The sequence below is a fragment of the Streptomyces sp. NPDC044002 genome, from assembly GCF_056434525.1.
The window spans coordinates 36143-49098 of sequence record NZ_JBWKEZ010000020.1 but is presented as its reverse complement, the minus strand read 5'-3'; the positions used below and the strand labels follow the sequence as shown (position 1 = coordinate 49098).

Below are 12956 nucleotides of genomic sequence, written 5' to 3'. Positions count from 1 at the left end.
GTTTGGGCGGGAGGGAAGGGCGGTGACACCCCCCGCCCCCTCGTCCCCTCTACGGGGGGGGGGGGGAGGGGGGGGGGGGGGGGGGGCGCCCCCCCCCCCCCCCCCCCCCCCCCCCCCCACTCCTCCCCACGTACGGGAGCCACCTGATGTACCGACGCCCCGCGGCGGCCGCCGTCCTGCTCGCCGCCGCCCTGACGCTGACCGGCTGCAGTTCCCCGGACGGCGCCGAGGCCGGCACCGCCCGGGCCGCCGCCACGCCCAAGCCGCCGGCCGCGTCCCCGGCACCCGACGCGGCGGACGCCACGACGGCGCCCACCGCACCGGCGTCACCGGACGCGAAGCCGACGGGGCCGGTGCTCCCGGACGCGAAGCTCACCCCGAGGACGGGCAGCTTCAAGGAGAACGAGAAGAAGTACCTGAGCGGCCGCGTCCCCGAGAAGACGGACCCGGCCGCCGTCCTCCAGACCGGCCAGGAGACCTGCCAGCGGGTGCAGCGCACGGCCAAGCGGGACAAGGACGCGGCCGCCGCGTCGATCGTCGCCGGCGAGGTCACCGGTGCCGCGGACGCGATCACCTTCCTCTGCCCGGAGCAGAAGCCGGTCCTCGAAGCGGCCCGGAGCGGCTTCCCCGACGGCCCCCGCCCCGCCCCGGCCCCCGGCACCTACCGGGCCGCCACCCAGAGCACCGCGTGCACCTGGGAGGCCCGCTCCAAGGACGGCTCCGTCCTCGCCTCGGGCCCCGAAACCCCGCCGAAGCCGGGCGACAGGACCACGGCCACCGTCCCCGCCGGCACCGACCGGTTCACCTCGACGGGCTGCTACGCCTGGCTCCCGGCCTAACCGGCCCCCGCTCCCGAGCCCCCTCGTACACGCCGAGCAGGGTGTCCAGCACGGCGTCCATCGAGAAGGACCTCGCGGCCAGCTCGCGGGCGGCCGTGGAGGCCTCGGTGTTCGCGGCGGGGTCCAGGAGGGTCAGGACCGCCTTCGCGACGCCCTCCGGGCCGGGGTCCACCGCCAGGCCCGCGCCGGCCGCCGCGATGTTCCGGGCCAGGCCGTTGGAGTGGGTCACCACCGCCGGGACGCCCACCGCGAGGGCCTCCAGCACCGACATGGGGAACGGCTCGTCCACCGAGGGCAGTACGTAGACGTGCGCGCGGCGGAGTTCGGCGAGGACCTCGGCCGCCGACAGGGCGCCGGGGACCGTGAAGCGGTCGGTGAGGCCCAGCGCCGTGATCCGGGCCCGGACCGCCGCCAGCTCGCCCTCGTCCGGGCCGGCCACCACGAACTCCGCGTCCGGGTGGGCCGCCAGCACCGCCGGGGCGGCGTCCACGAAGTCCACCGGGCGCTTGCGGGCCTGGAGGCGGGCCGAGTACAGGATGCGCGGGGGGCCGGAGAGGGCCGGGCGGGCCTCCTGGGCCGGGGTGCCGTTGACCAGGCGGGCGGCCCGCGCCAGCGGCGAGCCCGCCACGGCGTCCAGCCCCTCCCGCTCGTGCGGGGTCAGGTACAGCACCGCGTCCGCGCCGCGCAGCAGGCGGCGTACCGCCACCGCGTCCAGCAGCTTCGCGAGGAGCCTCTCGCTCGGGTCCACCATGCCGTGGGTCTGGAGGACGAGCGGCTTGCGGGCGCGCAGGGCCGCCAGGGCCACGGGCAGGGTGACCAGGTCCCGGGCCAGGTGGACGTGGACCACGTCGGCCTCCCGCACCAGGCGGGACGCCGAGGCCAGCAGGGCCGGCGAGGTCATCCCGCTGAAGCCGAGGGGGAGCAGGCGGCGGGCCGGGAACAGCTTCGCCGGGACGCCCTCCACCGAGGCCGGCCACGGGTCGAAGCCCTCGCCGAGCGCGAGGAGCCGCGCCTCGTGGCCGCGCGCCCGCAGGCCCTTGGCCAGGTTCAGCGCCACCCGGACCGGGCCGCCGAAGGCGTGCGAGGGGGAGTGGAGGGTGACGGCGTGCAGGACCTTCATTTCGGCTCCTCCACCGGGCGGCGGCGGCCGTCCTGGGTCTGCAGGGTCAGTTCGGGCAGGTCCTTGTGGACCACCGAGCCCGCGCCGGCCACCGCGCAGCGGCCCACGGTCACGCCCGCCAGCACGGTCGCCCGTACGGCCACCCACGCGCCGTCCTCGACGGTGATCGGGGCGTTGCGGTAGCGGAAGTCGGCGGCCCGGTGGTCGTGCGAGCCGGTGCACAGCATCGACTCCTGCGACAGGCACACGTGCGAACCGATGGTCACCGGCTCCAGGTTGAGCAGCCACGCGCCCTCGCCGATCCACGTGTGGTCGCCGACCTCCAGCTTCCACGGCCACAGCACGCGCACCTTGTGCCGGATCAGCACCCCCTCGCCCACCTTCGCCCCGAAGGCCCGCAGCAGCGCCACGCGCAACCGGGCCGGGCAGAACCACGACATGAACAGGGTGTTCATCACGGCGAACCACAGAGCCTGCGTCAGAAACCCGCGCCCCTTGTCGTATCCGGCCAGCGTGAAGGCAGGAAGATCGCGCAACAGAAGCCCCTCGTCGTCCGCCCCGGGCGCGCCTCCCCGGGCGCCGGACGCCCAGACTAAACTGCGGGCTGATCACGCACGGGGGTGGGGGCAACAGTGGCCACGGACATACGCGAGCCCGCCGTGCGGCCGGTGGCGACGCCCGTCGAGGACGAGTCCCAGTGGGGGAGGGTCACCACCCCCCGCACGCTGCTCTCGCGGGCCCTGTCCGTGCCGCTCGCCCTCGGCTTCACCGTCTTCTTCCCCCTCTTCGTCGCCGCCCAGCCCGGCGACGGCCAGCGCGACGCCGCCTACTGGCTCCAGCTGCTGCTCACCATGTACGCGGGCGCCCGGCTCTCCGCGATGATCCTGACGAGCCGCCGCAAACTGCTCCAGGGCTCCTTCTGGCTCTTCGTCTACATGGCGATGGGTGTGGCCCCGCTCGCCCAGGCCGTCCTGGGCCGGGTCCCCACCCCCGTCGTCGGCCCCCGCTCCGACCTCACCCTCGCCATCGGGCTGGTGCTGCTGGGCTGCACGGCCTTCGACGTCGGCGTGCTGCTCGCCCGCCACCGGCCCGCGGGCCGCGCCGGCGGCTCGCCGAAGGAACCCCGGCCAGTCATGGCCCACCGGCGCAGGCTCCAGCTGCTGACCGCCCTCGCCTTCCTGGGCAGCGCCGCCTTCATCGTCAAACTCGGCGGCCCCGCGGTCTTCTTCTCCAGCCGCCAGGAGATCATCGCCGGCATCCAGGAGGCGGGCGTCTCCAACGGCGACGGCCAGGCCGGACAGGCCCTGCTGCGCGGCTTCGGCACCGTGCCCGCGCTGCTCGCGCTGCTGCTGTACACCCGGTGGCTGATCACCTCGACGTTCGCCCGCCGCAAGGTGTCGGTCATCGTCACCTGGGCGGCGCTGGCGGTGCTCAACCTGATCGTCAACAACCCGGTCTCGAACCCGCGTTACTGGTTCCTGACCGTCCTGTTCGCGCTGCTGTTCACCGTCTTCCCGGTGAGCGCCGCCATGTACCGGGTGGCGCTGTCGATGGCCGTCGTCGTCGCCCTGCTCGTCTTCCCCTTCGCGGACCGCTTCCGCTACGACGAGAAGAACTACAAGCCCGTCGAGACGACCTCGTTCCTGGAGCCGATGGCGCTCAAGGACTACGACCAGATCGGCATGTTCGCGAACACCATCACCTTCTCCGACTCCGGCCCCGGCCACTTCTACGGGCGCCAGCTCGCCGGATCCGTCTTCTTCGCGGTGCCCCGTTCGGTGTGGCCGGGCAAGCCGCGCGACACGGGCGTGATGGTCGGCCAGTGGATGGGCACGGTCAACACCAACCTCTCCTCGCCGGTCTGGGCCGAACTCTGGCTGGACTTCGGCCCGCTGGGCATGGGCGCCGGAATGCTGGGCATCGGGTACGCGGCCGCGCGCGTCGACCGCCGCTACGCGAAGCGGGCCACGCGCCGCTCCGCCCCGGGCAGCCTGATCTCGGTGGTGGTCCCGCTGGTCGCCGGGTACTCCTTCATCCTGCTGCGCGGTCCGCTGCTCCAGGCCTCCGGCCGGGTCGCGATCGCCGCACTGTGCCTCGCGCTCGTGGCCACGTACCGCCGGGACAAGGCCGCCACCCTGCGCTGACGCGGCGCACGTGCGCGGCCGGTCTGGCCGCATGGAGCCAGGCACCTCCGTGCCACCCCGAACCCCTGGAACACCCCCGGGCCCGGAAGACATGATCCTTTCAACGGCGCAGCAGTGAGGCGCCGGGGGGAACCGGGCCGGCGCCGATGGGCGCACACCTGGAGCGCCACGTCACCACAGGTCCGCGCGACTGCGCACGCCTGGCCCATCCGCGTCCGAAATCTGGGGGATTGTCATGTCTGCTCGCCGTCGGCTCAACGCGCTCGCGTCGGTCACCGCCACCGTTGCCGTCAGCTCGTCCGTGCTCCTGTCCCTGGGTGCGGTGCCGGCCTCGGCCGCCAGCGTGGCGACCTGGGACAAGGTCGCCCAGTGCGAGAGCTCCGGCAACTGGAGCATCAACACCGGCAACGGCTACTACGGCGGCCTGCAGTTCTCGGCGTCGACCTGGCGGGCCTACGGGGGCACGGCGTACGCGGCCTACGCCCACCAGGCCACCAAGAAGCAGCAGATCCTGATAGGCGAGAAGGTCCTCGCCGGCCAGGGCCCGGGCGCGTGGCCGACCTGCGGCCGGCTCGCCGGACTCGGCAGCGACCACGCCGACCCCTACCCGGACGCGCCGACCCCGCCGGCCCCCGCGCAGTCCTGGAAGGCGCAGGTGCTGATCGGCTCCGGCAACGGGATCTATCACGCCACCCGCTTCGACAACGGCACCTGGACCCGCTTCGGGAACGTCGACAGCCAGGCGACCGCGGTCCCGGGCGGCGTGCGCACCACCGCGGAGGCGGGCATCAACGGCGACACGCACGTCCTGGCCGTGAGCAACGAGGGCAGGCTCTACCACACCATCCGCAACGCGGACCGCACCTGGGGAACCTTCGGGGACGTCCACGCGGTCGCGGGCGCCCTGCCCAACGTGACGCAGGTGGCGGCGGTTTCGTCGGGCACCGAGCTCCAGGTCGTGGTGGTGGCGGACGGGAAGGTCTTCCACACGGTGCGCCGCGCCAACGGGACGTGGGCGCCGTTCGGTGCGGTCGGCAACCCGGGCGGGGCTCCCGTGACCAAGGTGGCGCTGTCCCAGACCGGCACCGACACCCAGGTGGTCGCGGTCTCGAACGGCTCCCTCTCCCACACCGTCCGGCACGCCGACGGCACCTGGACCGGCTGGGGCAACGCCTCCGCCGAGACCGGCGTGAGCGGCATTGACGACGTCGCGGTGGCCGGCACCGGCGGCGACCTCCAGCTGGTCGTCACCACCGAGGGCGGCGCCAAGCGCTACCACGGCGCCCGCTTCGCCAGTGGCCAGTGGGTCCTGAACGACCTCTCCGCCGTCGTCCCGACCGGCGTCACCGTCACGGACGTCGCCGCCGCGGCCGTCGACAACGAACTCCAGGCGGCCTTCGTCACCACCGACGGCCGCGTCCTGCACACCCTCCGCCACACCAACGGGACCTGGACGGGCGCCGCCCCCATGGACCTGACCGGCGTCGGCGGCGACCACACCGGCGTGTCCATCACCGCCACCTTCAACTGACCAGCGCACGACACCCACGACACCCCCCGACAGAACCCAGGAGCCCCCCATGTCCACCTTCACCCGTCGTGCGCTGACCTCCGCCACCGGCATCGCCCTCGCCGCCTCCGGCCTGGTCGCCTTCGCCGCCTCCCCGTCCTACGCCGCGGGGCCCGCCTACCAGATGCCCTTCAGCTGCAACCAGGCCTGGCTGGGCAAGACGTACAGCGGCCACAGCCCGTCGGTCCAGTCGATCGACTGGACGCACGGCAGCACCACCGCCAACCAGCCCGTGCTCGCCAGCGCCGACGGCGTCGTGAGCACCGCCACCACCCTCACCAACCCCGACGGCTCGTACCGCAGTTACGGCAAGTACGTGGTCATCGACCACGGCAACGGCTCGACGACCCTGTACGCCCACCTCAACGGCTACGACGTCAGCGCCGGAACCCGCGTCTCACGCGGTCAGAAGATCGGCATAGTCGGCAACACCGGCAACTCCTCCGGCGCCCACCTGCACTACGAACAGCGCTACAACGGCACCGTCAAGCAGTCCGTCTTCGACGGCGAGCCCTTCCAGATGGGTTCGACGCTGACCAGCCGCAACTGCACCGACACGACGACCCCGCCGGCCCCGACCGGCCAGTGGCGGGCGCAGGTCGCGGTCGAGTCCGGCGGCGGGCTCTACCACGCCGTCCGCAACGCCGACCGGACCTGGACCGGCTTCGGCGACGTCCAGGGCGTCACCGGCGCGGTCCCGGGCGGGGTGCGCACCACCGCCGAGGCGGGCATCAACGGCGACACGCACGTCCTCGCCGTGACCAACGAGGGCAAGCTCTACCACTCCATCCGCTTCGCCGACCGCTCCTGGTCCGACTTCGGCGACGTGGCCGGCGAGGCCGGCCAGCTGGCCAACATCACGCAGGTGGCGGCGGTTTCCTCGGGCACCGAGGTGCAGGTCGTCGTGGTGGCGGACGGGAAGGTCTACCACACGGTCCGCCGCGCCAACGGGACGTGGGCGCCGTTCGGTGCGGTCGGCAACCCGGGCGGGGCTCCCGTGACCAAGGTGGCGCTGTCCCAGACCGGCACCGACACCCAGGTCGTGGCCGTCTCGAACGGCACCCTCTTCCACACGGTCCGGCACGCCGACGGCACCTGGACGAACTGGGGCGACGCCTCCGCCGAGACCGGGGTCTCCGGCATCGAGGAGGTCGCGGTGGCCGGCACCGGCGGTGACCTCCAGCTGATCGTCACCACCGAGGGCGGCGCCAAGCGCTACCACGGCGCCCGCTTCGCGAACGGCCAGTGGGTCCTGAACGACCTCTCCGCCGTCGTCCCGACCGGCGTGACCGTCACGGACGTGGCGGCGGCCCAGGTGAACAACGAGCTCCAGGCGGCCTTCGTGACCACCGACGGGCGGGTCCTGCACACGATCCGCGCCGTCAACGGCACCTGGACCCCGGCCGCCCCGGTCGACCTGACGGGCGTCCCCGGCACCCGCACCGGCGTCTCGATCACCGGCACCTACAACTGACGCGGCGCCGACGCCCCGCCCCCCTTCTTCTTCCGGACTTCCTTCCGCAAAGGACACCCACGCCATGTTCAAGACCCCGAAGTCGGCCCGCGCCCGCTCCTTCCTGCTCGCCACCGTCGTCCTCGCCCCCGTACTGGGAATGGCCTCCGCGGCCCCCGCGGCGGCGGACGCCCCCTCGGTCGCCGACATAGCCCGCTCGCAGGTCGGCAACGACTGCACCCCGTACTACGGCTGCGTCTACCCGAGCGCCTGGTGCGCGGAGTTCTCCCGCTGGGTCTGGAAGCAGGCCGGCGCCAACACCTCGGGCCTCAACGCGGCGGCCGCCTCCTTCTACAGCTACGGCCAGCGCAACGGCACCCTCCACACCAGCGGCCCCCAGGTGGGCGACGCCGTCCTGTGGGACGACGACGGCTCGGTCAGCCAGGAGGCCAACCACGTCAGCCTCGTGGTCGCCGTCTCCTCCGACGGCTCGCAGATCCAGACCGTCGGCGGCAACGAGAGCCGCAAGGTCTCCGCCAAGGGCTGGTTCAACTGGCGTACGTACGTCAACCCGGGCGCGGGCCGGGCCCTCGCCTTCGTCTCGCCGGTCGGCGTCCCCGGCACCCCGCCCCCGAACACCACCCCGCCGGCCCCGACCGGCCAGTGGCGGGCGCAGGTCGCGGTCGAGTCCGGCGGCGGCATCTACCACGCGATCCGCAAGGCGGACCGGACCTGGACCGGCTTCGGCGACGTCCAGGACGTGGCCGGCGAGGTTCCGGGCGGGGTGCGCACCACCGCCGAGGCGGGCATCAACGGCACCACGCACGTCTTCGCGGTCAACAACGAGGGCAAGCTCCACCACACGGTCCGGCTGGCGGACGGAACCTGGGCGGGCTTCGGCGACGTCCACGGCGAGGCCGGTCCGCTCGGCAACATCACGCAGGTGGCGGCGGTCTCCTCCGGGACCGAGGTACAGGTCGTCGTCGTGGCGGACGGGAAGGTCTACCACACGGTCCGGTACGCGAACGGGACGTGGGCGCCGTTCGGTGCGGTCGGCAACCCGGGCGGGGCGCCGGTGACGAAGGTGGCCCTGTCCCAGACGGGCACCGACACCCAGGTGGTCGCCGTGTCCGGCGGGTCCCTGTTCCACACGGTCCGGCACGCCGACGGCACCTGGACGAACTGGGGCAACGCCTCGAACGAGACGGGCGTGAGCGGCATCGAGGAGGTCGCGGTGGCGGGCACCGGCGGTGACCTCCAGCTGGTGGTGACCACCGAGGGCGGCGCCAAGCGCTACCACGGCGCCCGCTTCGCGAACGGCCAGTGGGTCCTGAACGACCTGTCGGCGGTGGTCCCCTCCGGCGTGACGGTCACGGACGTGGCGGCGGCGCAGGTGAACAACGAGCTGCAGGCGGCCTTCGTGACCACCGACGGGCGGGTCCTGCACACGATCCGCGCCGTCGACGGCACCTGGACCCCGGCGGCCCCGGTCGACCTGGCGGGCGTCCCCGGCACCCGCACCGGCGTCTCGATCACCGGCACCTACAACTGATCCGGCATCCCTGATCCGGCGCTCCTGATCCGGACACACCGCGGGGGCGGGGGGAAGACCAGCCCCGGGCCGCCCCCCCTCCCCCCCCGCAGGGGGGGCGACCCCCGCCAAAAACCCCCCCACGGCCGCCCCCCCCCCCCCCCCCCCCCCCCCCCCCCCCCCCCCCCCCCCCCCCCCCCCCCCCCCCCCCCCCCCCCCGCTCCCGTGCACCTCAGGCGGCGGCCGCGACCTCCGCCGGAACCTCCAGCCGGGCCACCCGCAGCCACCCGGCGGCGGCCTTCGCGGCGGAGCCCAGGGCCAGCCCCCAGGCGGCGCCCATGACGCCCCACCCGGCGTACCCGCCCAGCAGCAGGGCCACCGACAGCAGCGAGAACACCACCTGGAGCGAGAGGGTGGCCTTCGGTTCGAGCACGCGCAGCGTGAGCAGGGCGCAGGTGCCCAGGCCCATGACCGCGTACTGCGCGCCCGTGGCGGGCAGCAGCGCGGCGGCCGCCGGCCAGGTGTCGCCGAGCAGCTCCCGGCCCAGCCGGTCCGGCAGCGCGTACAGCAACGCCGCCCAGCCCCCGCCCAGCACCGCGAGGACCGCCCCCGTCAGCAGGGTCAGCCGGACCACGCCCCGCTTGCCGGAGGCCCGGCCGACCACCGGCGGCCCGAAGGCGTTCGCCGAGTTGAACAGCACGTTCAGCGGGCCGAAGAGGGTGCCGGCGCCGCGCAGCGCACCGACGGCGAGCGGGTTCGCGAACGCCCCGAGCCCGAGCACCGCGAGCTGGCTGGAGCCGTTGCCCACGGCGAACTCGACCGCGAAGCGCCGCCCCAGGTGCCCGCGCCGCAGATAGGGCCGCAGGTCGGCGCGCACCCCGCGGACGAACGGCCGCAGCAGCCACAGCCCCACCGCCAGCGCCGGCAGCGCGGACAGCCCCCACACCAGGACCAGCCGGCCCGCCGGCACCCCCTGCGGCTGTACGGCCAGCGCCGCGACCACGCACACCAGCCGCAGCGCGTCCGCGGCCAGCGCCCGCTCGGGCACCCGCAGGGCGGAGAAGCAGTAGCGCAGCCCGTCCTGGACGAGGACCGCCGGGAGTACGAGGCCCAGCGCGAGCAGTGCCCACCCGGCGTCCCCGGGCACCGCGAGGCCCGCCGCGGCCAGGACGAGTCCGGCCCCGCCGGACGCCGCGGCCGTGAACAGGACGGACGAGCGGCACACCCGGCCCAGACCCTCGCCCTTCTCCAGCACCACGGTCTGGCCGACGTAGGCCATGTTGAGCCCGAGCAGCACGCTGAAGGCCACGTAGACCATCGAGAAGGCGGCGAACCCCGACGCCGAGGACAGCCGGGCGGCCAGTACCAGCACCAGGATGTTCGTGGCACTGGAGGCGGCCTGGTCCAGGACCGAGGAGACCGCGGCGAGACCCCGCCGGCTCACCTCTGGCCCGTGCGGACGGTACGCAGCGCCACGGTGTCGCCCGCCTCGTCCGGGGCGGAGCCGGCCACCCCCTCGGGGCGGGGGCCGCGCTTGCCTGAGGGCAGCGGGGCGTGCAGCACCGCGCCCAGCACGGTCCCGCCGGCGCCGCTGATCAGCTCGCGGATCCGGGACAGGTCGCTGCGGTGCACGGCGCGCGGGTCGCAGACCACGAGGACGCCGTCGACGCGGTCGACGAGGGCGAGCGCGTCGGCGTACGAGAGCACGGGCGGCGCGAGCACCACGACGGTGGAGTTGGGGGTGTCGGCCTCGGCGATCAGCTGGCCGGTGCGCCGGGAGGTCAGGGCCCGCGCCACGTTGCGCACGCGGTCGCCGGGGATCAGGTCGAAGTCGCCGGACTCGGCGGCGTCCACGACGACCCGGCGCCCGTCGGGCCACTCGGCGTCGCCGTTCGCGGAGCCGCCCGAGAGCACGCTCCGGCGCGGCCGGTCGCCGGTGTCGGTGGGCAGCTGGCTGGCCAGGACCGGGGTGCGCAGGTCGGCCTCGATGAGCAGGACGTCCTTACCGGTCTCGGCGAAGGAGGCGGCCAGGTTCACGGCCACGGCGGCGGCCGTCTCGCTGCTGCCGCGCGGGGCGGCCACCAGCAGCCGGCGCCGGTCGGCGAACCGGGAGTCGTAGGCGAGGCGGAACGCCACCGAGCGGTACTCCTCGGCGAGCCGCGGATCGGCCTCCCCGGCCGCGAGGAGCGGGCCGCCGCCGGTCCGGTCCCGGGGCAGGTAGCCCAGTACGGGTGCGCGCAGGGACCGGGCCACGTCGCCCTCGGAGCGGGGTGCCGGGTCGAAGACCAGCCGGACCCACGCGGCGAGCAGGCCGAGCGCCAGGCCGACGGCCGCGCCGAGCGCGAGGGACATGGGCAGGCCGGGCCCGTCCGGGGCGGCGGGCGGGGCGGCGGCACTGGTGACCCGGCCGGGGGTCATGTCCAGGGCCTGGAGCTTGGCGATGTTCCCGTTGAGGGTGTTCACCTTGTTCTGGAGGTCGGTCCGCGAGGAGAGGGAGGCGTCGCGGGCGTTGCCCGCCGGCATGCTGTTGATCTGCCGGGCCACCTCGTCGAGCTGCTTGGCGACCGGGTCGCGCTGGGCCTCGTACCCCTTGACCATCGTGTCGCGGGTGACGGCGAGCGCCTCCTGCCGCTTGAGCAGGTAGGCGGCAGCCATGCCGTTGGCGCGCTTGGCGGCCTCCTTGGGGGAGGCCGCGGTGTAGGTGAAGCGCAGCACCATCGTCTGCGGCGGGTTGGTCACCTGGAGGCCGCCGCGGAACGCCGGGACGTCCTTGTCGGCCACGCCGAGGGTCTTCGCGGCCTGCTCGGCTATGGAGCGGGAGAGCGCGACCTGCCGCTCCGAGCCGATGTTGATGGCCTTGTCGGGGGCCAGGCTCGGGTTGAACGGGTCGTCGGTGGGCGCGCGCAGCACCACGTCCGCGACGGACACGTAGGTGTCCGCCGTGGAGACGCCGAGGTAGACGCCGCCCAGCAGGCCGACGGCCAGGCCGGCGCCGAGGAACCGGCGGTAGCGCAGGAGCTGCTTGAACTGGTCCCGGAGGAGGTCGGGTTCGTCCTCGGCGGGGGCCGTCGCCGGGCGGTTCGTCTCGGTCACGGCCGGTTCCCCCCGAGTGCTTCGTCGACCAGTGCGTCGATGCGGGCCAGGCCGGCTTCACGGCTCAGGTGGGCCGCCACGTGGACGGGCCCGGCCGCGCCCAGGGCGTCCGCGCCCTCCGGGTCCCCGGCCAGGGAGCGGACGGCCTCCAGCAGCGCCTCGGGGTCCTCCGGCGGTACGAGCACCCCGGCGCCCGAACGCCGCACCTCCTGCGCGGTCCCGCCCTGCGCCGCGACGGAGGCGACGACGGGCCGGCCGGCCTGGAAGTAGGAGGTCAGCTTGGACGGCACGCTCATGTCCAGCACCGCGGCGTGCTGCGTGACGGCGAGGACGTCAGCCGCGGCGAGGACGTCCGGGAACCCGTTGTCGGCGGCGGGCGGGATGATGTCCAGGTTCGGCACGTCGGCGGCCATGCTGGCGAGGGCCGCGCGCTGGCTGCCGTCGCCCATGAGGACGAAGCGGACCTCCGGATCCAGCCGGGCGGCGCCGACGAGGACTTCGAGGCCCTGCTTGAGGCCCATGTTCCCGGAGTGCAGGACCACGGTCTGGCCGGGCGCCCACCCCAGGTGGTGGCGGGTCTCCCCGCGCGGCTTGGTGGGCTTGGCCACGTGCGACCAGTTGGGGACGAGGCGGATCTTCTCCGGGTCCACGCCCATCGCCACGACCCGGTCCACGAAGGTCTCGTGGATGACGCCGACCAGCGTGGCCCGCTTGAGGGCGTACGCCTCCGCGCGCCCGGCGAACGCGGCCGCCTTGTCCCCGCCGCTGATGCCGCTCTGCGCGGCCGCGGCGCCCATCAGGTCCTGGACGACGGGGACGAACGGCACCTTCCAGCGGGCCGCCAGGCGTGCGGCCGTGACCCCGCCGGCGAGGCTCGGCATCTGCGCCATGACCAGGTCGGGCCTGGGCATCCGGGGCGGGGCCGCCGCGCCGTGCAGCAGAATCGATCCTTCGAACAGGGCGCGCCGGACAGCGGTCTGACGGGGCGGCACGGTGTGGGCGCGCCGGTGCACGGTGACTCCCGCGCGCTTCTCGGTCCGCCGCAGCACCCCCTTGTACTCCGGCTCGACCGACCAGGCCGGGTAGTGCGGCATGCCCGCCAGAACGTGCGCGTCGTGGCCGGTACTCGCCCAGTGCTCCGCGATCTGGGTGGCGTACGGGCCGATGCCCGCATGCTCCGGGGCGTAGTTGGTGGAAACCAGCAGC

General features: G+C 74.5%; 10 protein-coding genes. 5 read left to right on the top strand and 5 right to left on the bottom strand.

The window, feature by feature from the left end:
- The first annotated feature begins 146 nt into the window (after positions 1-146).
- Complete coding sequence (locus AC07A6_RS17355; RefSeq protein ID WP_478777630.1) at positions 147-839, top strand: hypothetical protein; 693 nt, start codon at positions 147-149, stop codon at positions 837-839.
- On the opposite strand, the gene AC07A6_RS17350 is transcribed toward AC07A6_RS17355, so the two are convergent.
- Together AC07A6_RS17350 and AC07A6_RS17345 are read right to left on the bottom strand one after the other, a co-directional pair.
- Complete coding sequence (locus AC07A6_RS17350) at positions 802-1959, bottom strand: glycosyltransferase (protein ID WP_478777629.1); 1158 nt, start codon at positions 1957-1959, stop codon at positions 802-804. The genes AC07A6_RS17355 and AC07A6_RS17350 overlap by 38 nt on opposite strands.
- Positions 1956-2495, bottom strand: coding sequence for a WcaF family extracellular polysaccharide biosynthesis acetyltransferase (locus tag AC07A6_RS17345; RefSeq protein WP_362459502.1), 540 nt, complete (start codon positions 2493-2495; stop codon positions 1956-1958). The genes AC07A6_RS17350 and AC07A6_RS17345 overlap by 4 nt, the downstream gene beginning before the upstream one ends.
- Positions 2496-2591: 96 nt before the next feature.
- Here AC07A6_RS17345 and AC07A6_RS17340 point away from each other — a divergent pair, with 96 nt between their 5' ends.
- The 4 genes from AC07A6_RS17340 to AC07A6_RS17325 all read left to right on the top strand — a co-directional run bounded on the left by AC07A6_RS17340 (position 2592) and on the right by AC07A6_RS17325 (position 8678).
- Positions 2592-4103: a hypothetical protein gene (locus AC07A6_RS17340; protein WP_478777628.1), complete on the top strand. Its 1512-nt coding sequence runs from the start codon at positions 2592-2594 to the stop codon at positions 4101-4103.
- A gap of 235 nt (positions 4104-4338) precedes the next feature.
- Entirely contained in the window at positions 4339-5634 is a 1296-nt protein-coding gene (locus tag AC07A6_RS17335) for a transglycosylase family protein (RefSeq protein WP_478777627.1), read from the top strand.
- A gap of 49 nt (positions 5635-5683) precedes the next feature.
- Entirely contained in the window at positions 5684-7147 is a 1464-nt protein-coding gene (locus AC07A6_RS17330; protein WP_478777626.1) for a M23 family metallopeptidase, read from the top strand.
- Positions 7148-7211: 64 nt separating this feature from the next.
- Complete coding sequence (locus AC07A6_RS17325; protein ID WP_478777625.1) at positions 7212-8678, top strand: CHAP domain-containing protein; 1467 nt, start codon at positions 7212-7214, stop codon at positions 8676-8678.
- Between the two features lie 211 nt (positions 8679-8889).
- Here the strand turns inward: AC07A6_RS17325 and AC07A6_RS17320 are convergent, their stop codons facing one another.
- Genes AC07A6_RS17320 through AC07A6_RS17310 form a run of 3 tightly spaced genes read right to left on the bottom strand, consistent with a single transcriptional unit; the run spans position 8890 to position 12952 of the window.
- Entirely contained in the window at positions 8890-10101 is a 1212-nt protein-coding gene (locus AC07A6_RS17320; protein WP_478777624.1) for an MATE family efflux transporter, read from the bottom strand.
- On the bottom strand, positions 10098-11750 hold the full coding sequence (locus AC07A6_RS17315) for a lipopolysaccharide biosynthesis protein (protein WP_478777623.1): 1653 nt from the start codon (positions 11748-11750) through the stop codon (positions 10098-10100). The genes AC07A6_RS17320 and AC07A6_RS17315 overlap by 4 nt, the downstream gene beginning before the upstream one ends.
- On the bottom strand, positions 11747-12952 hold the full coding sequence (locus tag AC07A6_RS17310) for a glycosyltransferase (protein WP_478777657.1): 1206 nt from the start codon (positions 12950-12952) through the stop codon (positions 11747-11749). Before AC07A6_RS17310 ends, AC07A6_RS17315 begins: the two co-directional genes overlap by 4 nt.
- Positions 12953-12956 lie beyond the last annotated feature (4 nt).